The following is a 24,567-nucleotide window of genomic DNA, read 5'->3' as shown; positions in this document are numbered from 1 at the left end:
ACCGCCTCCCTGGTGAAATTAGCGCTGTGGAACCACCCGATCCCATCCCGAACTCGGAAGTGAAACGCAGCTGCGCCGATGGTAGTGTGGCTCAAGCCATGCGAGAGTAGGTCATCGCCAGGGTTTATACCCAAAAACCCCGCTGCTTACGCAGCGGGGTTTTTCTTATTAAGTGAAGGCACTGCATTTTCCGGGTACCTTCCGCCCCACGGGCAAGATCGCGAAGCTGGCGCTGCAAGCGCTGCTGCAACCGTCTCCCTGGTGAAATTAGCGCTGTGGAACCACCCGATCCCATCCCGAACTCGGAAGTGAAACGCAGCTGCGCCGATGGTAGTGTGGCTCAAGCCATGCGAGAGTAGGTCATCGCCAGGGTTTACACCCAAAACCCCGCTGCTCACGCAGCGGGGTTTTTCTTTGTGCGCAGAAAGTGCGGGTAGTGCCGTCCGCTGGCCGGCAACCCGACGGCGTTACATCGCCCGGTAGATCCACGCCATGCGTGGATGCTCTCTGCATGGAACCACGGCGCCAACCAAGGTTGGCATCTACAACTGCAGGGCGCGATCACACATACAAAAAAGCGGCGCCCTTGCGGGCGCCGCCTTGGCTTGCTTCAGTACTCAGTCGAGCAAGCTCGACCCTACTTCGCCGCAGCCGCTGCCTTGTCCTTCATCATCGCGTCGCGGGCAGCCTTGAACGGGTTGCCTTCGTACCAGTTCGGCCAACGATCACCACCGGCCAGTTCCTTGCCGACGCCGTACATCAGCTGCAGGTCTTCGACGGTGCCGTCCAGCTTCCAGGTGGCCGCGTCGAACTCGTCCTTCGGGCCGTGATAGCGGTTGGCGCCGTAGTCCGCTGCGGCCTTGCGGCCCGCGTCCACGCCACCGTCGCGCAGGTCCTCGCCGCCATCGGCGTACAGGGCCGGCACGCCTGCCTTGGCGAAGTTGAAGTGGTCCGAACGGAAGTAGAAGCCGCTCTGCACCGAGGTCTCCCCATGCAGGGTGCGGTCCTGGGCCGCAGCCAGCGGCTTGAGGATGTCTTCCAGCTCCGAGCTGCCGAAGCCGGTGACGGTCACGTCCTTGGCGCGGCCGGCCACCGACATCGCGTCGATGTTGATCACACCGGCGATCTTGTCCAGCGGGAAGGTCGGATGGGCAACGTAGTACTTCGAGCCCAGCAGGCCGGATTCTTCCAGGGTCACCGCCAGGAACACCACCGAACGCTCCGGCTTCGGCTCCTGGTGGGCCATTGCTTCGGCCACTTCGAGAATGCCAGCCACGCCGGTCGCGTTGTCGACCGCGCCGTTGTAGATGTTGTCGCCGGTCTCGCCCTCGTGCTTGCCCAGGTGATCCCAGTGCGCCATGTACAGCACGGCCTCGTCGGCACGCTTGCTGCCCGGCAGCACGCCCACCACGTTGCGCGATTGCTTCTGCGCGATCTGGCTCTTCAGATCGACCGCAGCGGTGGCCTTCAGCGGCACCTGCTTGAAGCCGCGCTTGCTGGCGTCTTTGTAGGCCTGCGCCAGGTCCAGGCCGGCACCGGCGAACAGCGCCCTGGCAGCGTCGGCACTCAGCCAGCCCTGCACCGGAATGCGGGCTTCCGGGTCATCCTTCGCCGGCAGGTCGTACTGCGGGCCTGCCCAGGAGTTCTTCACCACATCCCAGCCGTAGGACGCGCCGGCGGTGTCGTGCACGATCAGCGCGGCAGCGGCACCCTTGCGCGCGGCCTCCTCGAACTTGTAGGTCCAGCGGCCGTAATAGGTCATGCGCTTGCCGTCGAACAGCTTCGCGTCATCAACATGGAAGCCCGGATCGTTGACGAACATGACGACCGTCTTGCCCTTCCAGTCCTGGCCGGCGTAGTCGTTCCACTTCTGCTCCGGCGCGTCGACGCCGTAGCCGACGAACACCAGGTCGCTGGCATCGACCTTCACCTCGGCCTGGCCGGTACGGGTACCCACCACCATGTCGGTACCGAACTTCAGCTCGGTGGTCTTGCCGCCCTGGGTGATCTTCAGCACGGTCGATTCGTCGGCCGTGGTCTCGGTCATCGGCACATCCTGGAACCAGCTGTCGCCGTTGCCGGGCTGCAGGCCGATGCGCTGCATCTGGTCGCGGATGTAGTTGACCGTCAGTTCCTCGCCCTTGCTGCCCGGGGCGCGGCCTTCGAATTCATCCGAAGCCAGCGTCTTGACCATCTCGGCGAAGTCGCCGGCGTTGATCTCCGGCGAGAACGCATGGGCCGCGGGCTTGGCAGCGGCGGTGTCGGTGGCCGGCGCGGGCGCCGGAGTGTCTTCGCCTTTGCAGGCACTGAGCGCGGCCGCAGCGGCCAGGCACAGGAGGAGTTTGCGGGGCATCGTCGATTCCTGGAAAACAAAGGGCGGCCGCACCACGTGTACGACCGGTAACAGCGAGTATCACCGAACCGATGGGCGCGGTGTGCTCAGTCCGCCGGAGCGGTTTCGGTGTCGAACGGGATCGGCTCGGCGCCGCTGACGGGGCCGATGCGGGCCGTGCGGTGCACGTACAGCACCACCTCGCGTTCGAACTGCAGCGGGCCGTCGACCACGGCATTTGGACCGATGATCACCCGTGGCTTGCGGCTGGCGGTCAGCGAGACGCTGAAGTTCGGCTTGCGCACGTGCACACCGCCCTTGACCTGCGAACCGATGCCCACGGTGATGTCACCGTTGACGGTTTCCACGTCGTTGCCGACGCGGCTTTCGACCAGCCCGATGCCACCGTTCACGGTTTCAACGCCGCCTTCGATCTGGCTGCCGCGATCGCTGAAGATGCTGCCGTTGACGGTGCTGACGCTGCCCTGGGCGATCACTTCGCGGCCCAGGCGTACGCCGCCGTTGACCGTTTCGATCTTGCCGGTGCGCGCGCGATCGGCGACCTTGACCCCGCCGTTGACGGTGTCGATGCTACCGGTCTCGACGCCTTCGCCGACGCGGATGCCGCCGTTGACGGTGTCCAGCTTGCCGTAGCGCTGGCCGGGTTCGGCGCTGATGCTGCCGTTGACCTTGCTGATGTTTTCCTGCGCTGCCACTGGCCCGGTGACCAGCAGTACGCCCAACAGCAGCGGAATGGAGAGAGCTTTCATGGGGACCTCGATGGATGTGCGGCTGGCAGGCCGCGTGCGGAGATGTCACCATTCCCTGGTAGCCCCTGCAACTGCCTGAAGTCACTGGAAAGCCCTTGCGCAACAACGCCTTCCCATCACGCCGACATCACATCGCCGCTGCTCGCGGCGGGCGCTGCCTGCTGTTGGGGCTGGCCTTGGCACTGGCATTGCCGATGCCGGGTGCCGCGCAGACCACGCGCGAGACCGAGCGCAAGCTGCAGAAACTGCGCAGTGAGCTGAAGGGCGTGGCGCAGGAACGCCGGCAGATCGAGGGCCAGCGCGGCCAGGCCTCGCAGCAGCTGCGCGAGGCAGATGAGAAGGTAGCCCGCACCGGCCGTGCATTGGCGCAGACGGAAGCTGCGCTGCGCGAGCAGGGTAGGGCCCTGGCCGAGGCCGAACAACGCCGCAGCACACTGCAGGCCAACCTCGCCCAGCAGCATCGCGAGCTGGCCGGCCTGCTGCGTGCGGCCTACCAGCTGGGCAACCACGCACCATTGAAGCTGCTGCTGTCGCAGGACACGGTGGCCGATGCCAGTCGAGCCCTGGCCTACCACCGCTACCTGCAGCGCGAGCGGGCCCAGCGCATCACCACGCTGACCGCCGACCTGAAGGAACTGGAAGCGCTGCAGGCACAGATTGCCGAGCGCAAGCAGAAGCTGCAGGGGGCGCAGCAGGACCAGAAGCAGCAGGCAGCGGCGCTGGAAGCCGACCGCCGCGATCGTGCAAAGACCGTTGCCTCGCTGGACGAACGCTTCAAGGACCAGCGCGAGAAGGAACAGGCGCTGGGCCAGGACGCCAAGGCACTGGAAACACTGCTGGCCAATCTGCGTGCGGCCGCCGCCCGTGCCGAGGCCGAGCGTCGCGCGGCTGCGCGCCGTGCGGCTGCGGAGAAGGCTGCCGCCGAACGTGCCGCACGCCAGGCCGCGGCACAGGGACGGCCGCCGCCGCCCACCAAGGTTCCGCCGGCGGTGGCGTCCGCGCCTGCGCCGAAGGTCGGTGGCCTGGGCTGGCCGTTGTCCGGCAACCTGCTGGCCCGCTACGGCGGCAAGCTGCCCGATGGCCGCACCAGCAGCGGCGTACTGATCGGCGCGCCGGCCGGCAGCACCGTCACGGCCGTGGCCGACGGAACCGTGGTGTTCTCCGACTGGATGACCGGCTACGGCATGATCCTGATCGTCGACCACGGCAATGGCTACATGAGCCTCTACGCCCACAACGACACCCTGCTCAAGGACGCCGGTGCACGGGTCAGCCGTGGCGATGCGGTGGCCAAGGTCGGCAACTCGGGGGGCCAAGGAGTCACCGCGCTGTACTTCGAGCTGCGTCGTGGCGGGCAACCGGTGAATCCGGACAGCTGGCTGCAGCGGCGCTGAATCCCGGCTCCCCACGTGCGGGCTGGATTCAACGGGAATTTAGCTGTGCTTCGCGCATAATCGGTGCATGTGCCTTGGGCACCATGCCACCGTCGACAGGAGTGATCCATGCGCGCAGCCCGTACCGCCACCCTCTTGCTGGCCCTGTTGCCAGCGCTGTCCTGGGCGCAGCAGACCGCGCCCGCCCCGAGCCAGGAAACCAACGGGCAGGCAGCGAACAGCGAGGAGGCGGTGACCTCGAAGGTGCCGCTGGAGGACATCCGCCGCTTCGTGGCCGTGTACAACGCGGTGCGTGCCGCCTATGTCGACCCGGTCGATGACAAGAAGCTGATGCAGGCGGCGGTGCGTGGCCTGCTGCTCGACCTCGATCCGCACAGCACCTACTTCAACAAGGAAGACGCGCAGGCCTTCGACGAACAGGCCAGCGGCGCCTACGAAGGCATCGGCGTGGAGCTGCAGCAGCAGCCGGACAACGCCAGCATGAAGGTGATCTCGCCGATCGACGACACGCCGGCGGCCAAGGCCGGCATCCTTGCCGGCGACCTGATCATCGCCATCGACGGCAAGCCGATCAGTGCGATCGATGCCAGCGAACCGCTGCGCGGCCCGGCCGGCAGCAAGGTGGTGCTGACCATCGTGCGCGAAGGCAAGCCGAAGCCATTCGATGTCAGCCTCACCCGCCAGACCATCCGCGTGACCAGCGTGCGCAGCCGTCTGCTGGAACCGGGCTATGGCTACATCCGCCTGAGCACGTTCCAGGCCGACACCGGTTCGGACTTCCAGAAGCACGTGCAGCAGCTGCAGAAGCAGTCCGGAGGCCAGCTCAAGGGCCTGGTGCTGGATCTGCGCAGCAACCCGGGTGGCCTGCTGACCGCTGCCGTGCAGGTGGCCGACGACCTGCTCGACAAGGGCAACATCGTCAGCACCCGCGGCCGCATCAGCATCAGCGATGCACGTTTCGATGCAACGCCGGGCGACCTGCTGAAGGGCGCACCGGTGGTGGTGCTGGTTGACGCCGGTTCGGCCAGTGCCTCGGAAGTGCTGGCCGGCGCACTGCGCGACAACAAGCGCGCCCGCGTGGTTGGCAGCCGCACCTTCGGCAAGGGCTCGGTGCAGACCGTGCTGCCGCTGGACAACGGTGACTCGGTGAAGCTGACCACCGCGCGTTATTACACGCCCAGCGGCAAGTCGATCCAGGCCACGGGCATCGTGCCGGAGGTCGAACTGAAGCCGGCCGCTACGCCGGCCGAGGATGCACTGCCGGCCAGCCTGAGCGATTACAGCGAAGCGACCCTGCCGGGTCATCTGCGCGGTGACGACGAAGGCACCGAGGGCTATCACGCCGGTGCGGTACTGCCGGGCGATGGCCCGATCAACGACGCGCTGGCCGAGCTGAAGAACCCGGGTTCGGTGGCTGCACGCTTGAAGGCCGAAGCGGCAAAAGCGGATGCGGCCAAGGCTGCGAAGGCCGCTGCGGCGAAGCCGGAAGCAAAGCCAGAAGCAAAGCCAGAAGCAAAGCCGGAAGCGAAGCCCGCACCCGTCCCGGCCAAGCCCTGAGGGTAGCGCCGGGCTGTGCCCGGCGGACACCCTGCACATCCAGAACCGACGCGGCCGAGGCGTTGCCCGATAGAATCGGCCCATGGACGATTCGAACCTGGCGACTACGATCAGCCAACTGCTTGGCCGTGATCCGCTGCCACCTGACCGGGCCGCCACCCTGTTGGAATCCCTGGCGGGCCGCCATGGAATCGATCCGCGCTTTGTCTATTGGTGGGCAGGCAAAGCGACGTCTGATCAGACGATCCAATACGACAGCAGCGATGAAGGCCTTTCCTGCTTGGCTGAACTGCTGGCGGAAGTGAACGGTGAAATATGCCTGGTAGCGTCAGATGAGCGCGCATTGCCGTGGCCGATCTGGACTCTGCAGGCAGGTGAACTGATTCCTTTGCTCGGCGAGTTGCCGTTCTTTGAGTACTTCGTGGTGCTGGATGACGGCGCTACGCTGCTGTTCGATACCCACCACAACACGTTGGTGGTCAGTCGCGAGTGACGCATTCGGCGTCATCGCGGACGGAGCAGATCCATATCGATGAAAGAGTCGAGCACGCTCGACGCCACGAACGAGCGGGTGCGCGTGGAGCCGGCCTGCGGCCGCCACTACCAGGGTCAGAAGCCGTGGCGCTTGCGCAGGCGGCGGGCGATGGCCGCCCGCACGTAGACCCCGTACACCACGCCGAACACGAAGCCGCCGATGTGCGCCCACCAGGCGACCATGCCGAAGCTCGGGCCGATGTGGGCGAACACCACCTGCAGGGCGGCCCATACGCCGATCAGCAGGTAGGCCGGGGCGCGCACGAACTCCAGGAACAGGCCGAGCGGAATGACCACGCCCAGCCGGGCGCCCGGGAACAGGGCCAGATAGGCGCCGATCAGTGCGGACACGGCGCCGCTGGCGCCGATGATGATCTGGTCCGGGCTGCCCATGGTGTAGATCGCCACCAGATTGGACACCGCGCCGCCGACCAGGAACAGCAGCAGCAGCCGCCACGGCCCCAGCACCCGCTCGGCGGGCAGGCCGAAGATCAGCAGGAATACCAGGTTGCCCAGCAGGTGTGACCAGTCCGCGTGCAGGAACAGGGCCGTGAACAGCCGCAGCACGCTGCCGTCCTGCAGGGTCGCCCACCAGTCCAGCGGGTGGGTGAGGCCGGTGGACAGGGCGCCCCAGTCCAGCCAGAGGCTGCCGCGGGCGTCGTCCGGACGCGAGATCGACCACAGGAACGCCAGCCACAGTGCCGCAAACAGCACGGGCGTGGCCCAGCGCAGGGCCGCCTTCTTGCGCGACGGGAGTGAGACGAACATGGGCAATAGCCTAGCGTGCGGGCGCTTACGGCGGGGATTGTCCTGTTCAGCTTCTGGGACGAAAAAAGCGCCTGCGCTGTTATTGTTTCATTAACAGCTCTGGGTAATACTCGCATACGGCGTCGTATGTCGGGAGGGGAATCCGGCGCGCTCCGAAGGGCCCCAAGGCCTGCCGGGCGCAGGCGCACTCAGAGCACCATCACCGCTTACCGGAGAGAGAACTACGATGCAAACCGCTTCCACCATTGCCCGTCTGACCCTGCTGGCCGTCGGCGTTGCCGGTGCGCTGGCCGCCGCCGACGCCAACGCTGCTGCCTTCCAGCTGAAGGAAAACAGCGCCAAGGGCCTCGGCCGCGCGTTCGCCGGTTCCGGCAGCGCCGAAGGCGACGCCTCCATCATCGCCGTCAACCCGGCCGGCATGCGCCAGCTGGATGGCACGATGGTCCAGGGCGACCTGAGCGCCATCAGCTTCAAGGCCGAGTTCAAGGGCCAGGGCCGCAATGCGGCAGGCCGCCCGCAGACCGGTGGTGACGGCGGCGACGCCGGCATGATCGCTCCGGTCCCGGCTGCGTACTTCCACATGCCGATCGGCGAGAAGGCTCACTTCGGTGTGTCGCTGACCGCACCGTTCGGCTTCAAGACCGAATACGACAACGGTTGGGTCGGTCGTTACAGCGGCCTGAAGACCGATCTGAAGGCCATCGACCTCGGCTTCGCCGCGTCGTATGACGTCAACCCGTACGTGTCCTTCGGCGCGTCGGTGTTCGTCGAGCACCTGACCATCGAGCTGAGCAACGCCGTCGACTACGGCAGCATCCTGGCCGGCGCCGGCGCTCCGGGCTTCGCCCCGGGCAGCGCGGATGGCACCCTGAAGATCGAGGGTGACAACAATGCCGTGGGCTGGACCGTCGGTGGCCTGTTCTCGATCGACGAGAACACCCACATCGGCCTGAGCTACCGTTCGAAGGTCGAGCACAAGATCACCGGTGGTGATGCGACCTTCAGCGGCGCCGACCGCGCCCGTTCCCTGCTGACCAACTCGCCGCGTACCCGCGGTTGGTTCATGGACACCAGCGGCAAGGCCACGGTGACCATGCCGGCTTCGGCCACCCTGAGCGTGACCCACAAGGTCAACGACCGCTGGACCGTGATGGGCGACGTGACCCGTACCGCCTGGTCGACCGCGTTTGACAGCGTGACCGTTGACTACGCGTCGCCGCAGGCGGACTCGGTCCTGGAGTTCGGCTACCGTGACACCACCTTCGTGTCGCTGGGCGCCGACTACAAGCTGAGCGACACCGTCACCCTGCGCGGTGGTGTTGCGCTGGACCAGACCCCGACCACCGACGCCCACCGCGACGTGCGCGTGCCGGATACCAGCCGCAAGTGGCTGTCGCTGGGCGTGGGCTGGACCCCGTCGGCGAACACCGAGTACAACTTTGGCTACACCCACCTGTTCACCAGCGATCCGAACGTGAACGTGCGTGCGACCACTGCCAACCAGGGCAACTCGCTGTCGGGCAAGTACAAGGTCCGTGGCGACGTGCTGGCGGCTTCGTTCCAGTACAAGTTCTGATTCAGGCCTCGGCCTGACGCAGCACACGGAAGGCCCCGCGCAAGCGGGGCTTTCTTTTTCTGTGGCCACGGGCCATCCACGCGTGGCGTGGATCTACTGAAGATCGCAGCCATCCACGGCGTGGATCCACGACAATAGCGCCATGAACCTGTCCGATCCGAACTTCCAGCTGGAGCTGGCTGCCAACATCGCCGTCGCCGGCTCGATCCTGCTGGCCGGCCGCAACAACGTGCACACCTGGTGGCTGGGCATCGTCGGCTGTGCGCTGTTTGCCGCGGTGTTCGAGCGCTCGCACCTGTACGCGGACATGGTGCTGCAGTTCTTCTTCATTGCCATCAGCGTGCTGGGCTGGTGGCAGTGGCTGCGCGGCGATCACGGCGCGCCGCTGCCGATCACCGCATTGCGACCGCGTGCATGGGCCTGGCTGGCGCCGCTGGCGGTGGTGGCCACGTTCGGCTACGGCTGGATGCTGACCCGCCTGACCAACGCCTACGCGCCCTACATCGATTCGGCGGTGCTGGTGTTGAGCGTCATCGCGCAGATCCTGATGATGCGGCGCAAGCTGGAATCGTGGTGGGTGTGGCTGTTGGTGAACACCGTGGCGGTGCCGCTGTACTACAGCCGTGGCCTGCACCTGACCTCGATCCTGTACGTGGGCTTCTGGATCAACGCGCTGGTGGCGTTGCGTCATTGGCGGCACCTGATGCGCAACGAGGCCAGGGCGGCCGATGCCGCTGCCTGAGCGCGCTGCGCGGGGGCTGGTGGTGGGCAAGTTCTGCCCGCTGCACCTCGGCCATGAACGACTGATCGACTTCGCCGCCACGCGCTGTCAGCAGCTGCTGGTGATCGGCTGGTCGCAGCCGGGCTTTGCCGGCTACAGCGCCGAGCGCCGCGAGCGCTGGCTGCGTGCGCGTTTCCCGCAGGCGACGGTAGCGGTGCTGGACGACGCGCGACTGGCGGCATTGTGCATGCGGCATGGCTTGCCAGTGCGAGCACTGCCGCAGGACAGTGATGACGAACAGGTCCAGCGGGACTTCACCGCGTGGCTGTGCCTGAACCTGTTCGGTGGGCCGGTGCAGGCGGTGTACACCGGTGAGGACTATGGAGACGGCTTCGCGCAGGCGTTGGCCACGCACTTCGGCACACCGGTGCGCCATGAGCGGCTGGAGCGCGCGCTGGACGTCGGGCAGGCCTGTGGCACCCAGCTGCGCACCGATCCGCATGCGCATCGCCATGGCCTCGCACCGCAGGTGTATGCCGACCATGTGCAGCGCGTGGCCTTCATCGGTGGCGAGTCCAGCGGCAAGACCACGCTGGCGCGCGTGCTGGCCGAGCACCTGCAGACCGCCTGGGTGCCAGAGTATGGCCGCACCCTGTGGGAGCAGCAGGGCGGAGAACTGACGCCCGACGATCTGATTCGCATCGCTATGACACAGCCACAGCACGAAGACGAGGCCGCGCGGCGCGCGCATCGCTGGCTGTTCTGCGATACCACGCCGTGGGTAACGCTGGGGTACAGCGGCTGGATGTTCGGCACGGCGCCGGAACCGCTGCGGCAGGCGGCACGACGACGCTACGACCTCCTGTTCCTGTGCGCGCCGGATATTCCGTTCGACCAGGATGGTACGCGCGTGGGCGAAGCCTTCCGGTCGCAGCAGCATGCGTGGTACCTGGCGCAGCTGCAGGCAGAGGGTGTCGAGTACGTGCTGCTGGAAGGCGATCTGGAGGCGCGCATCGCACGCGTGCAGGGCGAGCTGGCGAAGCGGGCGGACAACCGGTTCAGTGTCACCCCGACGCTGTAGAGCCGATCCAGTGCCCGCTGCACCATGCAAGCCGAGCGTGGGCTCGGCTCTACAGGAAGCAGAAGCACAAAAAACCCCGCTTTCGCGGGGTTTTTCGTTCGCTGCCTGACGCCTGCGATCAGTCGCCCAGGGTCAGCAGCGAGGCGTTGCCGCCGGCAGCGGTGGTGTTCACCGTCACCGTCTTTTCGGTGGCAAAGCGCAGCAGGTAGTGCGGGCCGCCGGCCTTCGGACCGGTGCCGGACAGGCCCTGGCCTCCGAACGGCTGCACGCCGACCACCGCACCGATCTGGTTGCGGTTGACGTAGACGTTGCCGACGTGGACGCCGTTGCTGATGCGGTCGACGGTCTCGTCAATGCGCGAATGCACGCCCAGGGTCAGGCCGTAGCCGGTGGCGTTGATCTGGTCGATCACCGCGTCGAGCTGGTCGCCCTTCCAGCGGATCACGTGCAGGACCGGACCGAACACTTCCTTCTGCAGCTGGCCCAGGTCCTTCAGTTCGTACGCACGCGGTGCGAAGAAGGTGCCGTTGGCGGCTTCGGCAGACAGCTCGGCGGCAGCAATCAGGCGCGCTTCGCGGTCCATGCGCGCGGCGTGATCCTGCAGGATCTTCAGCGCATCGGCATCGATCACCGGGCCGACGTCGGTGGACAGCAGGCCGGGGTTGCCGACCTTCAGTTCCTTCATCGCACCGGCCAGCATGGTCATCACCTTGTCGGCGATGTCGTCCTGCACGAACAGCACGCGCGCGGCCGAGCAACGCTGGCCGGCGGAGGTGAAGGCCGAACCGATCGCGTCCTTGACCAGCTGTTCCGGCAGTGCCGAGGAGTCGGCGATGAAGGCATTCTGGCCGCCGGTCTCGGCAATCAGCACACCGATGGCCGCGTCACGTGCAGCCATCGCGCGGTTGATCGCACGGGCGGTGTCGGTGGAGCCGGTGAAGGCTACGCCGGCCACGCGCGGGTCGGCGGTCAGCGCGGCACCGACGGTGGCACCGTCGCCCGGCAGGAACTGCACCACCTCGGCCGGCACGCCGGCGTCGTGCAGCAGCTTCACCGCGTAGTAGCCGATCAGGTTGGTCTGCTCGGCCGGCTTGGCGATGACGCTGTTGCCGGCGGCCAGGGCGGCAGCGACCTGGCCCAGGAAGATCGCCAGCGGGAAGTTCCACGGGCTGATGCAGACGAACACGCCGCGGCCGTGCAGCTGCAGCTCGTTGGACTCACCGGTCGGGCTCGGCAGCTTCTCGGCGTGGCTGAACTGCTCGCGTGCCTGCTTGGCGTAGTAGCGCAGGAAATCCACGGCTTCGCGCACTTCGGCGATGCTGTCGGGCAGGCTCTTGCCGGCTTCCTTCACGCACAGCGCCATGAACTCCGGCATGCGCGCTTCAAGCTGGTCGGCGGCGTGCTCGAGGATGGCGGCGCGGCTGGCGGCCGGGGTGCGGTTCCAGGCCGGCTGCGCGGCCACGGCGTTGGCCAGGGCCTTCTGCACGGTGGCGGCATCGGCGGCCAGCCACTGGCCGACCACTTCGCGGGTATCGGCTGGGTTGGTCACCGGCAGCGCGGCGCCGGCCGGGTTCGCACCCGGCACCAGCGGGGCGGCCTGCCAGGGCTTCACAGCAGCGTTGATCTGCTCGGCGAGGGCGCGCAGTTCGTTGTCGTTGGCGAGGTTGGCGCCCATGGAGTTCTTCCTGTCGTGGTTCTGGCTGCGCAGCAGGTCAACCGGCAGCGGGATCTTGGGATGCGGAATCGATTCGAACGAGGACACCATCTCGACCGGATCGCGGATCAGGTCGGCGATCGGCACGCGTTCATCGGTGATGCGGTTGACGAAGCTGGAGTTGGCGCCGTTTTCCAGCAGGCGACGCACCAGGTACGGCAGCAGGTCTTCATGCGAACCGACCGGCGCGTACACGCGGCAGGGCAGGTTCAAGCGGTCGGCCGGCACCACTTCGGCGTACAGGTCGTCGCCCATGCCGTGCAGCTTCTGGTGCTCGTACACGCCGCCATTGGCGATGCTGCGCACGGCCGCGATGGTGTGGGCGTTGTGCGTGGCGAACATCGGGTAGATCGCGTCGGCATGGGTGAACAGGCGCTTGGCGCAGGCCAGGTAGGACACGTCGGTGTTCTGCTTGCGGGTGAATACCGGGTAGCCCGGATAGCCTTCGATCTGCGCGCGCTTGATCTCGGCATCCCAGTAGGCGCCCTTGACCAGGCGCACCTGCAGGCGGCGACCGGCGCGGCGGGCCATGTCGGCCAGGTGGTCGATCGTGTACGGCGTGCGCTTCTGGTAGGCCTGCACGACCACGCCGAAGCCGTCCCAGCCGGCCAGCGAGGCGTCGGAGAACACCTGCTCGATGATGTCCAGCGACAGTTCCAGGCGGTCGGACTCTTCGGCGTCGACGGTGCAGCCGATGCCGTAGCTCTTGGCCAGCTGTGCCAGTTCCAGCACGCCCGGCACCAGGTCCTTCAGCACGCGCTCGCGCTTGGCGTGCTCGTAGCGCGGGTACAGCGCCGACAGCTTGATCGAGATGCCCGGGGCGTTGTTGACGTCGCCGTCCGGACGGCCGCCACGCGCCTTGTGATCGCCGCCGATGGCGTGGATCGCACGACGGTAGTCTTCCAGGTAGCGCAGCGCGTCCTTCATGGTCAGCGCGCCTTCGCCCAGCATGTCGAACGAGTAGCGGTAGTTCGCATTGTCGCCCTTGTGCGAGCGCGACAGCGCTTCGCTGATGGTGCGGCCCATGACGAACTGGTGGCCCATGATCTTCATCGCCTGGCGCACGGCCAGGCGCACCACCGGCTCACCGACGCGGCCGACCAGGCGCTTGAACGCGCTGGGCGCATCGGCGCGGGTGGCGTCGTTCATCTGCACCAGCTTGCCGGTCAGCATCAGGCCCCAGGTGGAGGCGTTGACCAGCACCGAGTCGCTGCCGCCCAGATGCTTTTCCCAGTCGGCATCGGCCAGCTTGTCGCGGATCAGCTTGTCGGCGGTGTCCTGGTCCGGAATGCGCAGCAGCGCCTCGGCCACGCACATCAGCAGCACGCCTTCCTCGCTGCCCAGGTCGTACTGGCGCATGAAGGCTTCGATCGCGCCCTGGTCCTTGGCACGCACGCGCACGCGGCCGACCAGGTCGGCGGCCAGCGCCTGCACCCTGGCCTGCTCCTCGACGGGCAGGCGGGCCTGCGCCAGCAGCTCTCGCACGTGGCTGGCCTCGTCCTTCAACCAGGCATCGGTGATGGCCTGGCGGAACGGGTTGGGGGGCGCCGGCAGTTCCGGCGACAGCAGCGCGCCGGGACGCAGGGCGTCGTGGGCGGCAGGGGAGGAGGAAGGTGCGTTCATGCCGGTCCGGCCAGTGGAAAACTTGGCGATTTTAATCATTTTTGCCGGTTGCGGAAGTGCCCCACAGCCACCTTCGTGAAGTGCTGATAGCCCCTAGCTGCGGTGGATTTAGCGTGTTCAGCAAGCTCGACATAATTTGTGCTGAATTCGTCATTGGTGCCGCCGACCCCATGCTGTGTTGCAGCATGGGAAAAAGTGTGAATGCACCCTTGCTACCGGCGAGAGGGCAGGGCTACCATCGAGACGTTTCCCGCGGCAGGAACGCGGTTGCGACATGATCGAGGTGCTTCCAGCTCCGGATGGGTCAGGTACGCAGCTGCGGCTGCGTCCCCCACGGGCGCTCGATGCCCGGCAGTTCGTCCTGTTGTTCACCGTGTTGTCGGGTGCGATGTGGCTGGTGTCCGCCCTCGGGTGGTTGGCCGGCAATGCGTTCGCCCCCCTGTTCGCGCTGCTGTACAGCCTGGTGCTGGCGGCGGCGCTGCGTGCCTTGTGGCGCAGTGGTGAACGGCAGGAGGAGATCCGGGTAGTGCCGGCGTACGTGGAGGTCATCCCCGTACCCGGTGGATCGCCGGTGTTCCGGGCCCACCCCCACTGGGTGCGCCTGCTCACCGACGACGAGAGGGTCCGGCTGGCATCCAGCGGCCGGCAGGTGGAGGTGGGGAGTTTCCTCGCGCCGGCCGAACGTCAGACGCTTGCAGAGACACTTGAAAGCTTGCTCGCCGCCAGCGATGGCGGCAACCGACGACGCTAAGGGTCTAGGCAATGAAGCAAAGCAGCAGGTGGGGCACGAAGTGCGTTGCAGCGGTCGCCGCCATGGTGGCCGGGGGACTGATGCCGGCGTTGGCCTGGGCCCAGGCGGCCGATCCCAAGCCGTGGCAGCTGAACATGGGCAAGGGGGTGACCCAGACCTCGCGCCTGGCCTGGGAATCGAACAACCTGTCGTTGATCATCTGCACGGTGATTGGCGTCATCGTGTTCGGCGCGATGGCCTACGCCATCTTCAAGTTCCGCAAATCCAAGGGCGCGGTCGCCGCCACCTTCAGCCACAACACCAAGGCCGAGATCATCTGGACGGTCATCCCGGTGATCATCCTGATCGTGATGGCATGGCCGGCCACGGCCAACCTGATCAAGATGTACGACACCCGCGATGCCGAGATGACGGTGAAGGTCACCGGCTACCAGTGGATGTGGAAGTACGAATATCTTGGCGAGAACGTCACCTTCACCAGCCGCCTGGACCGCGAGTCCGACCGCGTGCGGCAAAGTGGCATCGTGCCGACCCGCGAGAGCCATCCGCACTATCTGCTGGATGTCGACAACCGCCTGGTGCTGCCGGTCGATACCAAGGTGCGATTCGTCATCACCTCTGACGACGTGATCCACGCATGGTGGGTGCCGGCGCTGGGCTGGAAGCAGGACGCCATCCCCGGTTTCATCAATGAAGCCTGGACCAGCATCGAGCAGCCCGGCGTCTACCGCGGCCAGTGCGCCGAGCTGTGCGGCAAGGACCACGGCTTCATGCCGATCGTGGTCGAGGCGGTGTCCAAGGAGGAATTCAAGCAGTGGCTGGCGCAGCGCAAGCCCGCGCCGCCTGCTGAGCCGGCGACGCCTGCGGCACCTGCCGAACCGACGGCACCGACGGCACCGACGGGCGAGGCACCGGCTGCACCTGCTGCTGCTGAAGCCGGCAGCGCGCCTGCCACCGCGGCCAGCGGCGCGTGATGTAAAGCCCGCGGCCGTTCGCGGCTGCGGTGACAACCGATTCTGAGAGGTGTTTTGCAATGGCGCACTCGGCAGTTGGGCACGACGATCACCATCACCAGCAGAGTTTCTTCGAGCGTTGGTTCTTCTCGACCAACCACAAGGACATCGGCACGCTGTACCTGGGTTTCAGCTTCATCATGTTCATCATCGGTGCGGCGATGAGCGTGGTGATCCGCGCCGAGCTGGCCCAGCCGGGCCTGCAGTTCGTCAAGCCCGAGTTCTTCAACCAGATGACCACCGTGCATGCGCTGGTGATGATCTTCGGCGGCGTGATGCCGGCCTTCGTCGGCCTGGCCAACTGGATGATTCCGCTGCAGATCGGCGCGCCGGACATGGCGCTGCCACGCATGAACAACTGGTCGTTCTGGTTGCTGCCGGTGGCCTTCAGCCTGCTGCTGCTGACCCTGTTCCTGCCCGGTGGCGCGCCGGCCGGTGGCTGGACGCTGTACCCGCCGCTGTCGCTGCAGGGCGGCTACAACGTCGCCTTCAGCGTGTTCGCCATCCACGTGGCCGGCATCAGTTCGATCATGGGCGCGATCAACATCATCGCCACCGTGCTCAACATGCGCGCGCCGGGCATCGACCTGCTGAAGATGCCGATCTTCTGCTGGGCCTGGCTGATCACCGCCTTCCTGCTGATCGCGGTGATGCCGGTGCTGGCCGGTGCGGTGACCATGCTGCTGACCGACAAGTTCTTCGGCACCAGCTTCTTCAACGCCGCCGGTGGCGGTGACCCGGTGATGTACCAGCACATCTTCTGGTTCTTCGGGCATCCCGAGGTCTACATCATGATCCTGCCCGCCTTCGGCGTGGTCAGCGAAATCATTCCGACCTTCAGCCGCAAGCCGCTGTTCGGCTACCAGGCGATGGTGTACGCCACCGCCGCGATCGCGTTCCTGTCGTTCATCGTCTGGGCCCACCACATGTTCACCGTGGGCATGCCGCTGGGTGGCGAGATCTACTTCATGTTCGCCACCATGCTGATCTCGATCCCGACCGGCGTGAAGGTGTTCAACTGGGTCAGCACCATGTGGCGTGGCTCGCTGACGTTCGAGGCACCGATGCTGTGGTCGGTGGCCTTCGTCATCTTGTTCACCATCGGTGGCTTCTCCGGCCTGATGCTGGCCATCGTGGCGGCTGACTTCCAGTACCACGACACCTACTTCGTGGTCGCCCACTTCCATTACGTGCTGGTGACCGGCGCCGTGTTCGCGCTGATCGCGGCGGTGTACTACTGGTGGCCGAAGTGGACCGGGCGCATGTACAGCGAGAAGTGGGCCAAGGTGCACTTCTGGTGGTCGATCGTGTTCGTCAACCTGCTGTTCTTCCCGCAGCACTTCCTCGGCCTGGCCGGCATGCCGCGCCGCATTCCCGATTACAGCGTGGCCTTCGCCGACTGGAACCTGATCAGCTCGATCGGTGCGTTCGGCATGTTCGTCACCCCGTTCATGATGGCCGCGATCCTGCTGTCCTCGCTGCGCAATGGCGAGAAGGCCGAGGCGCGTTCCTGGGAAGGTGCACGTGGGCTGGAGTGGACGCTGCCATCGCCGGCACCGGCGCACACCTTCACCACGCCGCCGACCATCCGCCCGGGGGATCTGGCGCATGACGACATCACGCACTGAGGTGGGGCATGCATAACGAGAGCCCGCTGCAGACCTGTAGAGTCGAGCCATGCTCGGCTGACGAAAAGCAGCCGAGCATGGCTCGGCTCTACAACAGCCCGGGCGACGCCCCGGAAAACGGCATCGAACAGCAACGCCGGCGCGCCAGGCGCACGGCGATGTGGGTCGGCGCCATCGCCGTGCTGGTCTACGGCGGTTTCATCCTCAGCGGGGTGATCGGCCGATGAGCGAGGCACCGGCCAGCACACCGTCACGCAGTGCGGGGCTGCCGCGCCTGATCGGTGTGGCGGTGGCGGTGTTCCTGCTCACGTTCTCGCTGGTGCCGCTGTACCGCATCGCCTGCGAGAAGGTGTTCGGTGTGCGCCTGGAGCGCGGCCCCGGCGGCGAAGCCAGTGCGGGTGCGGCGGCCGGCAAGCGCACTGTGCGCGTGGAGTTCGATGGTGGCGTCAACTCGCGCCTGCCGTGGTCGTTCCATCCCGAACAGCTGACCATGGACGTGGTGCCCGGCGAACTCAACGAAGCGTTGTACTTCGCACGCAACGACAGCCAGCAGGCGGTGGTCGGCAGTGCGGTGCCTTCGGTGGCGCCGGCGCGTGCCTCGGGCTTCTTCAGCAAGACCGAATGTTTCTGTTTCACCGCGCAGACGCTGCAGGCTGGCGAGAAGCGCGACATGCCGGTGCGTTTCATCGTCGATCCGGATCTGCCGCCGGAGATCCGGACGATCACCTTGTCCTACACCTTCTACCGCAACGACGCGCTGTCCGATCGGCTGGCCCCGGCCGCCACCTCGGAAGGCGCGCACGCCGCACCCTGACCCGGATACCGACATGGCCCAGACACCGACCGACGCCAACGTGTACTTCGTCCCGGCCCAGAGCAAATGGCCGTTCGTGGGTTCCATCGCGATGATGGTGACCATGGTGGGCGTGGCCAGCTGGCTCAACGATGCCAGCTGGGGACGCTGGACGTTCTACATCGGCATCGCGATGCTGGTACTGACCCTGTTCTGGTGGTTCAGCGACGTGGTGCGCGAATCGCAGGCCGGCAACTACAACCACCAGGTCGATGGTTCGTTCCGGATGGGGATGATCTGGTTCATCTTCTCCGAAGTGATGTTCTTCGGTGCGTTCTTCGGCGCGCTGTTCTACACCCGCAACCTGGGCCTGTCGTGGCTCAGTGGCGAAGGTCGCGGGGTGATGACCAACGAACTGCTCTGGCAGGGCTATTCCGCCGGCTGGCCCACCAACGGCCCGGCGGCGATCGGTGGCGCGTTCCAGACCATCCCGGCCTGGGGCCTGCCGCTGATCAACACGTTGATCCTGCTCACCTCCGGCGTGACCCTGACCATCGCCCACCATGCACTGAAAGCCGGCAACCGCCGCCAGCTGCTGATCTGGCTGGGCCTGACCGTGGTGCTCGGCCTCGGCTTCCTGACCCTGCAGGCGGAGGAGTACATCCACGCCTACAAGGAACTGAATCTGACGCTCGGCTCGGGCATCTACGGTTCAACGTTCTTCATGCTGACCGGCTTCCACGGCGCGCACGTGCTGCTGGGCACGATCATGCTGATCGTGATGTGGCTGCGTTCGGCGAAGGGGCACTTCACCCGCGACAACCATTTCGGTTTCGAAGCCGCCGCGTGGTACTGGCACTTCGTCGACGTGGTGTGGCTGATGCTCTTCATGTTCGTCTACGTGCTTTGACCGCGCGCGTATCGGTGGCCTCAGCCGCCGATGCCGTGCGGTTTGATCCAGCCCATGTAGATGCTCACGATCACCAGTACGATCAAGGCCACCGACACCCCGATGCGGCGTGTCAGTGCGTTGACCGTGCGCTTGGTCTGGCCGCGGTCGACCAGCAGGTAGTAGAGGCCGGCGCCCAGATTCCAGACGATGACGATCAGAAACGCGATTACCAGCAGGGTCTTCAGCGAATCACTCATGCGCGGCTCGAGGGCAGGGTGGATGGGCCTATCTGACCGCGTTTGGGCGGACTTGTCATGATGCGCCAGCACACGCGCCTGATCGGCTGGCTGCTGGCGCTGCTGGCGCTGCTGGCGATGGCCGGTTTCAGCGCATTGGGGCTGTGGCAGCTGCAGCGCATGCATGCCAAACAGGCAATGTTGGATGCACAAGGTCCAGCCGTGGCACAGGCGCTGCCACTGGCGCAGGCCCTGGCGGCGCCCGGCGCGTTGCACGGCGTGGCCGACCACGGCCGCTTCCTGGCTGGCGTGGTGTTGCTGGACAACCAGACCCGGCACGGCCGCGCTGGCGTGAAGATCTATCGTCCGTTCCGCAGTGACGATGGCAGCGTGCTGCTGGTCGATCTCGGCTGGCGCGCGCTGCCGCCGGATCGCACGTTGCCGGATGTGCCGGCGCCGCCTTCGCCGGTGGCCGTGCGTGGGCTGCTGGCGCCTCCGCCGTCAGCGGGACTGGCACTGGGGCCCGCGTTCTCCGCTACCGATCAGTCCGGGCGCTGGCTGGCCAGCCGTTTGCCCGCCGAAGGTCTGGCGGCGGCGCTTGGCCTGCCTGCATTGCCCGACCGCGTGCTGCGCCTGGACCCGGCGCTGCCATTCGGCGACGAACGCGATCTGGACCTGCTGCCGAACACGCTGCCGCCGCAGCGTCACCTGGGCTACGCCGTGCAGTGGTTCGGGCTGGCCCTGACCGTGCTCGTCGTTGCGCTGGTGCTGGAGCGGCGCAGGCGGCGCCCCATCGCCCGGTAGCGCCGGCCGCCGGCCGGCATCCCTTACCCAACCATGAGAAAATGCCACGCATGAACACTGCTACGTCCCCGCAGGCGCGCGGCTCCGGCCGCCGGACCCTGGTACTGCTGTTTGCCGTGTTCTTCGGGGCGATGGCGCTGGCCGCCGTGCTGCGCTTCTCCGGCTGGCAGCCGACCGGGCACCGCAATGCCGGCCAGCTGCTGAAGCCGCCGGTGGACCTGCGCCAGCAGGCGCCCACGCTGGCCAGCGGCCAGCCTTATCCGTGGAATCCCGAGGCCCGTACCTGGCGCCTGCTGGTGGCCCCGTCCGGCGCCTGTGACGCGCAGTGCGTCACTTTGTCGCAGGGACTGGGCAAGGTGTGGCAGCTGTTCGGCCATAACGCCGATAATGTCGAGATTCTGTGGCTGGGAACGCCACCGGCGTCGATCGCCTCGCTGCCCGCGTTGCGGCCGCTGGCGCCTTCGCCAGCCCTGCGCGCGGCGCTGCCTGGCGTCGATGATCCGGCGGGATTGCCGGTCTACGTGATCGATCCGAACGGCTTCGTGATCATGCGTCATGCCCCGGGTACCGACCTGGGTGGCCTGCGCAAGGACATGGCCACGTTGCTGAAACTGAAGTGAGTCCCGTTTGATGAGCCTTTCCGCGCGTCCGGCGCTGCACCGCAATTTCCACCGCCTGGCGTGGTTCGCCATGATCATGACCGCGAGCACGATCATGTTCGGCGCCTTCGTGCGCCTGTCCGATGCCGGCCTGAGCTGCCCGGACTGGCCGACCTGCTATGGCCAGGCCACCTGGCCGCAACACGTGGAAGAGACCATCGGCCACCCGGCGGCGGAGATCCGCCCGCTGGAGACTCACAAGGCCTGGCGTGAGCAGGTGCACCGCTTCCTGGCCGGCGCGCTGGGCATCGAGATCCTGACCCTGGCGCTGCTGGCCACGCGCAAGCGGCGATTCGGAAGCACGGCGGTAGTGACCGCCTGCGTACTGGTGGCCGCCGGCATACCGCTGTACATGATGGGCTGGCATGGCACGGCCAGCGTGCTGGCGCTGATCGGCGAGGCGATCCTGCTGATCGCCGCGCTGCGCTGGAGCAACATCGACCTGGCGCGCGCTGCACTGCTGACCCTGGCGGTGGTGATCTTCCAGGCCCTGCTGGGCATGTGGACGGTGACCCTGCTGCTCAAACCCATCGTGGTCATGGGTCATCTGCTGGGCGGCATGCTGATGTTCGGCCTGCTGGTGTGGATGGCCTGGCGCGCAACGCACATGCCGATCACCCTGGCCGAAGCGCCGAAGCTGAAGTGGCTGCTGCGCATCGGCGTGGCGGTGCTGGTCACCCAGATCGCGCTGGGGGGCTGGGTCAGTGCCAACTACGCGGCGCTGGCCTGTGGCGGCGGCAGCGCCTCGCTGGACAACTTCCCGCGCTGTGCCAACCAGTGGTGGCCGCAGCACAACTTCGTCGAGGGCTTCACCCTGTGGCGCGGCATCGGCGTGGACTACGAAGGTGGCGTGCTGGATGGCGCCTCGCGTATCGCCATCCAGATGACGCACCGCCTGTTCGCGGTGGTGGTGGCCGTCTACCTGTTGTGGCTGGGCGTGCGCCTGTTCCGGTTGCCGAGCATGCGTGGCTGGGCCAGCGCGCTGATCGCGCTGCTGGTGCTGCAGGTCACGCTCGGCATCCTCAATGTGAAGCTGGCGCTGCCGCTGGAAGTGGCGGTGGCCCATAACGGCGTGGCCGTTGCCCTGTTGTTCGTGCTGGTCAGCCTGCTGGCCCGCCTGCGTGCGCCGGACTGATTCCATGTTTTCCAATTACCGCCAGTACTGGGACCTGACCAAGCCCAAGGTCGTCGCCCTGATCGTCTTCACTGCCCTGGTCGGCATGGTCCTGGCCATCCCCGGCGTGCCCAGCTGGGAGCAGGTGCGTGCCGGCGTGCTCGGCTTCCTCGGCATCTGGCTGGCGGCCTCGGCTGCGGCCGCGATCAACCAGCTGCTGGATGCGCACATCGATGCGCAGATGGCCCGAACCTCGTGGCGCCCGCTGGTGGTGGGCAAGGTCAAGCCGTGGCAGGTACTGGTGTTCGCCGGCGTGCTGATCGTGCTGTCGATGACCATCCTGGTGCTGTGGGTGAACCTGATCACCGCCGTGCTGACCTTCGCCTCGCTGATCGGTTATGCGGTGATCTACACCGTGTACCTCAAGCGCGCGACCTCGCAGAACATCGTCATCGGTGGCCTGGCCGGCGCGATGCCACCGATGCTGGGCTGGGCTGCGGTGACCGGCATGCAGGGCTCGTCGGACTGGGCGTACTCGTCGCTGCTGGTGCTGATCATCTTCATCTGGACGCCGCCGCACTTCTGGGCGCTGGCGATCTTCCGCCGCGAGGACTACGCCAAGGCGGAGATCCCGATGCTGCCGGTGACCCACGGCGTGGTGCATACCCGCAAGCAGATCATGGTGTATTCGGTGGTGCTGGCATTGGTCTGCCTGCTGCCGTACCTGGTGGGCATGAGCGGTGCGTTCTACCTGGGCGGCGCGATCGTGCTCAATGCCGTGTTCCTCTGGTACGCCTGGCGCATGCTGGACCCGCCGGACGAGCTGTTCTCGATGAAGATGTTCTATTACTCCATCGTCTACCTGATGGCGCTGTTCGCCTTCCTGCTGGTGGACCACTGGATCCTGCCCTGGTTGTAATGGGCTGCCCTTTGTAGAGTCGAGCCATGCTCGACTCAGGCCCGGCCTGATGGCGGGAGCATCCACGCATGGCGTGGATCTACTGTTGGTTCACGTCATCCGTGGTTTGGAGTAGATCCACGCCATGCGTGGATGGTTTACCCGGAACAACCCCGCGCGCCCAATCAGGGCGCGCGCTTCGCATACCGCTGCGCGATCACGCCGCAGACGATCAGCTGGATCTGGTGGTAGATCATCACCGGCAGCACGATCGCGCCCAGGCTGCCACCCGCAAACAACACCTTGGCGATCGGCACGCCGGTGGCCAGGCTCTTCTTCGAGCCGCAGAACACGATGGCGATCTCGTCCTCGCGGTTGAAGCGCAGGCGGCGGGCGATGAAGGTGATCAGCGGCATGGCGATGCCGAGCAGCACGGCGGCGACCACCGCCACGGCCAGCAGCGACAGCAGCGGTGTCTTGCTCCACAGCCCTTCGGTCACCGCTTCGCCGAACGCGGAGTACACCACCAGCAGGATGGTGGCCTGGTCGGTGTAGCGCAGCAGCGCGCGCTGCCTTTCCACCCAGCCGGCAATCCACGGCCGCAGCAGATGGCCGGCCACGAAGGGCACCAGCAGCTGCAGCATGATGCCGCCGATCGCATGCAGGGGGTCGTGGATGCCGCCAGAGGTGCCGGCCAGCGCGGTCAGCAGCAACGGGGTCAGGAACACGCCGAGGATGCTCGACAGCGAGGCACTGCACACCGCTGCGGGCACGTTGCCGTGGGCCATCGAGGTGAACGCGATGGACGACTGCACGGTGGAGGGCAGGGTGCACAGGAACAGCACGCCCAGGTACAGCTCCGGTGTCAGCAGCCAGCCCGACAGTGGCTTGAACATCAGCCCCAGCAGCGGGAACAGGATGAAGGTGCAGGCCAGGATGGTCAGGTGCAGCCGCCAGTGCAGCATGCCGCCGATGATCGACTCGCGCGGCAGGCGCGCACCATGCAGGAAGAACAGCGCGGCGATGGCGACGGTGGTGACATCGTCGAGCACGATGGCGGCAGCGCCCTTCATCGGCAGCAGCGAGGCCAGGCCGACGGTGCACAGCAGGGCGAGGGTGAAGTTGTCCGGTCGCAGGCGCGACCACCAGCGGGTCATGGTGGGCAGGGTCCTTGGTGCGGAGGGTTCAGGGCGAGGTGACCGGCGTGGCCAGGCGCTGGCGGGTGGCGGCTTCCAGCGACTTCAGGCCGGCACGCTGGCCCAGCTGAAGGGCCTGTTCCGGGCTGGCGTGTTCGTAGCGTGCATTGACCAGGCCGAGCACGGCACCGGCACGGTTGCCCGACGCGCAGTGCAGCAGCACCGGGCCCTGGCTCTGCTGCAGGGCTTGGTGCACGGCGCGCACGTTGGCTGCATCCAGTCCCTCGGCACCGGCCACCGGGATGCGCACGTAGCGCAGGCCCAGCGCTTCGGCCTGGGCAGTCTCGTCGAAACCACGGTCTTCGCCGGGCTGGCGCAGGTCGATGACGGTGCGCACACCCTGCGCGGCCAGCGACTGCAGTTGCGCAGCGCTGGGTTGGCCACCGGCATACAGGCCGGGGCGGACTTCGTTGAGGGGCGCATCTTCGGCCAGGGCCGTCAGCGGCAGGCAGAGCGACAACAACAGCAGGCAGGTCAGGCGCAGCAGCATGGTCCTCTCCGTGAAAACGTTCT

23 protein-coding genes and 2 rRNA genes are annotated in these 24,567 nt (G+C 66.6%); 18 read left to right on the top strand and 7 right to left on the bottom strand.

Annotated features, from left to right (window positions below; all coding sequences use genetic code 11):
* The first annotated feature begins 8 nt into the window (after window positions 1–8).
* Window positions 9–123: ribosomal RNA gene (gene rrf / locus V3B46_RS21440) — 5S ribosomal RNA — on the top strand.
* Between the two features lie 134 nt (window positions 124–257).
* Window positions 258–372, top strand: a 5S ribosomal RNA gene (gene rrf / locus V3B46_RS21435).
* 265 nt (window positions 373–637) lie between these two features.
* Here rrf (V3B46_RS21435) and V3B46_RS21430 read toward each other — a convergent pair.
* Window positions 638–2,353, bottom strand: coding sequence for a M28 family metallopeptidase (locus V3B46_RS21430; protein ID WP_329892857.1), 1,716 nt, complete (start codon window positions 2,351–2,353; stop codon window positions 638–640).
* A gap of 86 nt (window positions 2,354–2,439) precedes the next feature.
* Entirely contained in the window at window positions 2,440–3,102 is a 663-nt protein-coding gene (locus tag V3B46_RS21425; protein WP_154262041.1) for a DUF4097 family beta strand repeat-containing protein, read from the bottom strand.
* A gap of 194 nt (window positions 3,103–3,296) precedes the next feature.
* Here V3B46_RS21425 and V3B46_RS21420 point away from each other — a divergent pair, with 194 nt between their 5' ends.
* The 3 genes from V3B46_RS21420 to V3B46_RS21410 all read left to right on the top strand — a co-directional run bounded on the left by V3B46_RS21420 (window position 3,297) and on the right by V3B46_RS21410 (window position 6,546).
* Window positions 3,297–4,496, top strand: a complete 1,200-nt coding sequence (locus V3B46_RS21420; RefSeq protein WP_329892858.1) for a murein hydrolase activator EnvC family protein — start codon at window positions 3,297–3,299, stop codon at window positions 4,494–4,496.
* Between the two features lie 108 nt (window positions 4,497–4,604).
* Window positions 4,605–6,053, top strand: a complete 1,449-nt coding sequence (locus V3B46_RS21415; protein ID WP_329892856.1) for a S41 family peptidase — start codon at window positions 4,605–4,607, stop codon at window positions 6,051–6,053.
* Window positions 6,054–6,135: 82 nt separating this feature from the next.
* Window positions 6,136–6,546, top strand: coding sequence for a hypothetical protein (locus tag V3B46_RS21410; protein ID WP_154262044.1), 411 nt, complete (start codon window positions 6,136–6,138; stop codon window positions 6,544–6,546).
* Between the two features lie 116 nt (window positions 6,547–6,662).
* Here the strand turns inward: V3B46_RS21410 and V3B46_RS21405 are convergent, their stop codons facing one another.
* Window positions 6,663–7,355 (bottom strand): rhomboid family intramembrane serine protease, encoded by a 693-nt coding sequence (locus V3B46_RS21405; RefSeq protein ID WP_019662230.1) that lies wholly within the window; start codon window positions 7,353–7,355, stop codon window positions 6,663–6,665.
* A gap of 226 nt (window positions 7,356–7,581) precedes the next feature.
* Here V3B46_RS21405 and V3B46_RS21400 point away from each other — a divergent pair, with 226 nt between their 5' ends.
* The 3 genes from V3B46_RS21400 to V3B46_RS21390 all read left to right on the top strand — a co-directional run bounded on the left by V3B46_RS21400 (window position 7,582) and on the right by V3B46_RS21390 (window position 10,733).
* Complete coding sequence (locus V3B46_RS21400) at window positions 7,582–8,931, top strand: outer membrane protein transport protein (protein ID WP_329892855.1); 1,350 nt, start codon at window positions 7,582–7,584, stop codon at window positions 8,929–8,931.
* A 142-nt stretch (window positions 8,932–9,073) separates the two neighbouring features.
* Window positions 9,074–9,673, top strand: a complete 600-nt coding sequence (gene pnuC / locus V3B46_RS21395; RefSeq protein WP_329892854.1) for a nicotinamide riboside transporter PnuC — start codon at window positions 9,074–9,076, stop codon at window positions 9,671–9,673.
* Window positions 9,660–10,733, top strand: a complete 1,074-nt coding sequence (locus tag V3B46_RS21390) for an AAA family ATPase (RefSeq protein ID WP_329892853.1) — start codon at window positions 9,660–9,662, stop codon at window positions 10,731–10,733. The genes pnuC and V3B46_RS21390 overlap by 14 nt, the downstream gene beginning before the upstream one ends.
* A gap of 118 nt (window positions 10,734–10,851) precedes the next feature.
* On the opposite strand, the gene putA is transcribed toward V3B46_RS21390, so the two are convergent.
* A complete protein-coding gene (gene putA / locus V3B46_RS21385) occupies window positions 10,852–14,070 on the bottom strand; it encodes a bifunctional proline dehydrogenase/L-glutamate gamma-semialdehyde dehydrogenase PutA (RefSeq protein ID WP_329892852.1) in 3,219 nt (1,072 codons plus the stop codon).
* Window positions 14,071–14,344: 274 nt separating this feature from the next.
* Between putA and V3B46_RS21380 the strand changes: the two genes are divergently transcribed.
* The 6 genes from V3B46_RS21380 to V3B46_RS21355 are packed head-to-tail and all read left to right on the top strand — an operon-like array spanning window position 14,345 to window position 19,165.
* Entirely contained in the window at window positions 14,345–14,821 is a 477-nt protein-coding gene (locus tag V3B46_RS21380; protein WP_004153894.1) for a DUF2244 domain-containing protein, read from the top strand.
* A gap of 11 nt (window positions 14,822–14,832) precedes the next feature.
* Window positions 14,833–15,795, top strand: coding sequence for a cytochrome c oxidase subunit II (gene coxB / locus V3B46_RS21375; protein ID WP_329892851.1), 963 nt, complete (start codon window positions 14,833–14,835; stop codon window positions 15,793–15,795).
* 59 nt (window positions 15,796–15,854) lie between these two features.
* Complete coding sequence (gene ctaD / locus V3B46_RS21370; RefSeq protein ID WP_004153896.1) at window positions 15,855–17,462, top strand: cytochrome c oxidase subunit I; 1,608 nt, start codon at window positions 15,855–15,857, stop codon at window positions 17,460–17,462.
* Between the two features lie 8 nt (window positions 17,463–17,470).
* Window positions 17,471–17,689, top strand: a complete 219-nt coding sequence (locus V3B46_RS21365) for a hypothetical protein (protein ID WP_329892850.1) — start codon at window positions 17,471–17,473, stop codon at window positions 17,687–17,689.
* Window positions 17,686–18,276: a cytochrome c oxidase assembly protein gene (locus V3B46_RS21360; protein WP_099551639.1), complete on the top strand. Its 591-nt coding sequence runs from the start codon at window positions 17,686–17,688 to the stop codon at window positions 18,274–18,276. Before V3B46_RS21365 ends, V3B46_RS21360 begins: the two co-directional genes overlap by 4 nt.
* Before the next feature lie 13 nt (window positions 18,277–18,289).
* Window positions 18,290–19,165, top strand: a complete 876-nt coding sequence (locus tag V3B46_RS21355) for a cytochrome c oxidase subunit 3 (protein WP_005412024.1) — start codon at window positions 18,290–18,292, stop codon at window positions 19,163–19,165.
* A gap of 20 nt (window positions 19,166–19,185) precedes the next feature.
* Here the strand turns inward: V3B46_RS21355 and V3B46_RS21350 are convergent, their stop codons facing one another.
* Window positions 19,186–19,404: a twin transmembrane helix small protein gene (locus V3B46_RS21350; protein ID WP_010484233.1), complete on the bottom strand. Its 219-nt coding sequence runs from the start codon at window positions 19,402–19,404 to the stop codon at window positions 19,186–19,188.
* Between the two features lie 57 nt (window positions 19,405–19,461).
* Between V3B46_RS21350 and V3B46_RS21345 the strand changes: the two genes are divergently transcribed.
* The 4 genes from V3B46_RS21345 to cyoE are packed head-to-tail and all read left to right on the top strand — an operon-like array spanning window position 19,462 to window position 22,879.
* Complete coding sequence (locus tag V3B46_RS21345; protein ID WP_329892849.1) at window positions 19,462–20,187, top strand: SURF1 family protein; 726 nt, start codon at window positions 19,462–19,464, stop codon at window positions 20,185–20,187.
* A 50-nt stretch (window positions 20,188–20,237) separates the two neighbouring features.
* Window positions 20,238–20,807 (top strand): hypothetical protein, encoded by a 570-nt coding sequence (locus V3B46_RS21340; RefSeq protein WP_088023629.1) that lies wholly within the window; start codon window positions 20,238–20,240, stop codon window positions 20,805–20,807.
* Window positions 20,808–20,817: 10 nt separating this feature from the next.
* A complete protein-coding gene (locus V3B46_RS21335) occupies window positions 20,818–21,981 on the top strand; it encodes a COX15/CtaA family protein (RefSeq protein ID WP_329892848.1) in 1,164 nt (387 codons plus the stop codon).
* Between the two features lie 4 nt (window positions 21,982–21,985).
* The gene (cyoE, locus tag V3B46_RS21330) at window positions 21,986–22,879 is read left to right on the top strand and encodes a heme o synthase (protein WP_014035731.1); all 894 of its coding nucleotides are present in this window, start codon (window positions 21,986–21,988) and stop codon (window positions 22,877–22,879) included.
* 164 nt (window positions 22,880–23,043) lie between these two features.
* On the opposite strand, the gene V3B46_RS21325 is transcribed toward cyoE, so the two are convergent.
* Both V3B46_RS21325 and V3B46_RS21320 read right to left on the bottom strand, forming a co-directional pair.
* Window positions 23,044–24,015 (bottom strand): bile acid:sodium symporter family protein, encoded by a 972-nt coding sequence (locus V3B46_RS21325; protein ID WP_154262058.1) that lies wholly within the window; start codon window positions 24,013–24,015, stop codon window positions 23,044–23,046.
* Window positions 24,016–24,043: 28 nt separating this feature from the next.
* Window positions 24,044–24,544 carry a protein tyrosine phosphatase family protein gene (locus tag V3B46_RS21320; RefSeq protein ID WP_106466851.1) on the bottom strand — a complete coding sequence of 167 codons (501 nt, stop codon included), beginning with the start codon at window positions 24,542–24,544 and terminating at the stop codon, window positions 24,044–24,046.
* Window positions 24,545–24,567 lie beyond the last annotated feature (23 nt).

The organism is Stenotrophomonas sp. SMYL11 (assembly GCF_036320005.1).
Classification (GTDB): domain Bacteria; phylum Pseudomonadota; class Gammaproteobacteria; order Xanthomonadales; family Xanthomonadaceae; genus Stenotrophomonas; species Stenotrophomonas maltophilia_A.
Note: the sequence above shows the minus strand (reverse complement) of the source record. Positions and strands in the feature narration are given on the sequence as shown.

Coding starts and splice junctions, on each gene's coding strand:
- V3B46_RS21345 (WP_329892849.1), top strand. CDS start 19,462: ATGATGCGCCAGCACACGCGCCTGATCGGCTGGCTGCTGGCGCTGCTG.
- V3B46_RS21415 (WP_329892856.1), top strand. CDS start 4,605: ATGCGCGCAGCCCGTACCGCCACCCTCTTGCTGGCCCTGTTGCCAGCG.
- V3B46_RS21410 (WP_154262044.1), top strand. CDS start 6,136: ATGGACGATTCGAACCTGGCGACTACGATCAGCCAACTGCTTGGCCGT.
- pnuC (WP_329892854.1), top strand. CDS start 9,074: ATGAACCTGTCCGATCCGAACTTCCAGCTGGAGCTGGCTGCCAACATC.
- V3B46_RS21360 (WP_099551639.1), top strand. CDS start 17,686: ATGAGCGAGGCACCGGCCAGCACACCGTCACGCAGTGCGGGGCTGCCG.
- V3B46_RS21350 (WP_010484233.1), bottom strand. CDS start 19,404: ATGAGTGATTCGCTGAAGACCCTGCTGGTAATCGCGTTTCTGATCGTC.
- V3B46_RS21355 (WP_005412024.1), top strand. CDS start 18,290: ATGGCCCAGACACCGACCGACGCCAACGTGTACTTCGTCCCGGCCCAG.
- V3B46_RS21365 (WP_329892850.1), top strand. CDS start 17,471: ATGCATAACGAGAGCCCGCTGCAGACCTGTAGAGTCGAGCCATGCTCG.
- coxB (WP_329892851.1), top strand. CDS start 14,833: ATGAAGCAAAGCAGCAGGTGGGGCACGAAGTGCGTTGCAGCGGTCGCC.
- V3B46_RS21320 (WP_106466851.1), bottom strand. CDS start 24,544: ATGCTGCTGCGCCTGACCTGCCTGCTGTTGTTGTCGCTCTGCCTGCCG.
- V3B46_RS21430 (WP_329892857.1), bottom strand. CDS start 2,353: ATGCCCCGCAAACTCCTCCTGTGCCTGGCCGCTGCGGCCGCGCTCAGT.
- V3B46_RS21420 (WP_329892858.1), top strand. CDS start 3,297: ATGCCGGGTGCCGCGCAGACCACGCGCGAGACCGAGCGCAAGCTGCAG.
- V3B46_RS21425 (WP_154262041.1), bottom strand. CDS start 3,102: ATGAAAGCTCTCTCCATTCCGCTGCTGTTGGGCGTACTGCTGGTCACC.
- ctaD (WP_004153896.1), top strand. CDS start 15,855: ATGGCGCACTCGGCAGTTGGGCACGACGATCACCATCACCAGCAGAGT.
- V3B46_RS21335 (WP_329892848.1), top strand. CDS start 20,818: ATGAGCCTTTCCGCGCGTCCGGCGCTGCACCGCAATTTCCACCGCCTG.
- V3B46_RS21325 (WP_154262058.1), bottom strand. CDS start 24,015: ATGACCCGCTGGTGGTCGCGCCTGCGACCGGACAACTTCACCCTCGCC.
- V3B46_RS21380 (WP_004153894.1), top strand. CDS start 14,345: ATGATCGAGGTGCTTCCAGCTCCGGATGGGTCAGGTACGCAGCTGCGG.
- V3B46_RS21390 (WP_329892853.1), top strand. CDS start 9,660: ATGCCGCTGCCTGAGCGCGCTGCGCGGGGGCTGGTGGTGGGCAAGTTC.
- V3B46_RS21405 (WP_019662230.1), bottom strand. CDS start 7,355: ATGTTCGTCTCACTCCCGTCGCGCAAGAAGGCGGCCCTGCGCTGGGCC.
- V3B46_RS21340 (WP_088023629.1), top strand. CDS start 20,238: ATGAACACTGCTACGTCCCCGCAGGCGCGCGGCTCCGGCCGCCGGACC.
- putA (WP_329892852.1), bottom strand. CDS start 14,070: ATGAACGCACCTTCCTCCTCCCCTGCCGCCCACGACGCCCTGCGTCCC.
- cyoE (WP_014035731.1), top strand. CDS start 21,986: ATGTTTTCCAATTACCGCCAGTACTGGGACCTGACCAAGCCCAAGGTC.
- V3B46_RS21400 (WP_329892855.1), top strand. CDS start 7,582: ATGCAAACCGCTTCCACCATTGCCCGTCTGACCCTGCTGGCCGTCGGC.